Here is a 1,006-nt window from a genome sequence, read left to right as displayed (position 1 = left end):
TCAGGGAATTTCATTCCCCGAACCCCTTGAGCCTCCTCCTGCCGAAATGGAAAGGGCGCACCCGCTGTTTATTTCATTCAGCTATCGGTTTTCACAATCTAACACGATCGTTCCGCTACCAGTCGCCTTACAGGCTCCATTTTCGCTCCTCTAACGTGTTTTAACGATTGTGCCGATAACTAAACGAAATAAACGCTAAAACCGCTCAGAACGCAAAATATGCCATTTTAGAGCTATTGTAGAAAATGTAGTTTGAAATGCAATTTTCTTCTTTCAGCTTTTTATTTCCCACTTGTAAATCTGCTAATTATTTTCTACCAGACAAACCATTGATTTTTTGGCTATCAGTTAACTCACGATTATTATGAGAAATGCTTGTATTCTTTGTTCCCTTTTTGAACGAAATACTAAACCCCAAGTTAAAACCCTCCTTCGCGCTGTCGCTAATAAAAAGAGTGTAAACCTTTCTGTTACTCTTTGTCAAAGAGTAACATTTTCCTAATTGTGACATGGCTGTCACAATTCCAAATGCTCTCCGAGGGTATTCGCTGTCACAAGTGACAACGAAAAAAGGAGCCGAAAGCGTGTCACGCTCTCAACTCCTTTTACGCTTTATTTTGCTTCACGCAAAATAATCGCTTATCGTAAATCCACGTCACTAAACATTGACGTAAATTTACTCTCACTCATCTGACTTTTGTTATTCGGTATCACTTCGAATAAGCCGTCAGATTCGTTTAGATAATCTCGTTCGCTTGGCGCTGATTTTTCATCAGCAAGCCACTCATTATCCACTGATTTTTCGTGTTGCTGATCGTCAGAAATCGACGATAGCCACCGCTCAAAATCAGCAAAAGTTTCAAACCCAAAACGCTTGCGAAGAGCCTTGCCCATTGCAGCATTTTCTTTCTCAATCAAGCGTTTTTTCTGTTGGCGAAGTTTCGCTTGTTCTTTTTTTAATTTTTCTTCTTGCGCTTTAATATCTGCTAAAGTCATTCCCATAAAC

1 protein-coding gene is annotated in these 1,006 nt (G+C 39.9%); it reads right to left on the bottom strand.

Going from position 1 to position 1,006, the window contains the following annotated elements:
- Positions 1–639: 639 nt before the first annotated feature.
- The gene (locus EGK63_RS16210; RefSeq protein WP_085811612.1) at positions 640–1,002 is read right to left on the bottom strand and encodes a hypothetical protein; all 363 of its coding nucleotides are present in this window, start codon (positions 1,000–1,002) and stop codon (positions 640–642) included.
- Between the last annotated feature and the right edge of the window lie 4 nt (positions 1,003–1,006).

The organism is Brevundimonas sp. 357, assembly GCF_003938605.1.
Taxonomy (GTDB): domain Bacteria; phylum Pseudomonadota; class Alphaproteobacteria; order Caulobacterales; family Caulobacteraceae; genus Brevundimonas.
This window is presented reverse-complemented; position numbering and strand designations above follow the sequence as displayed.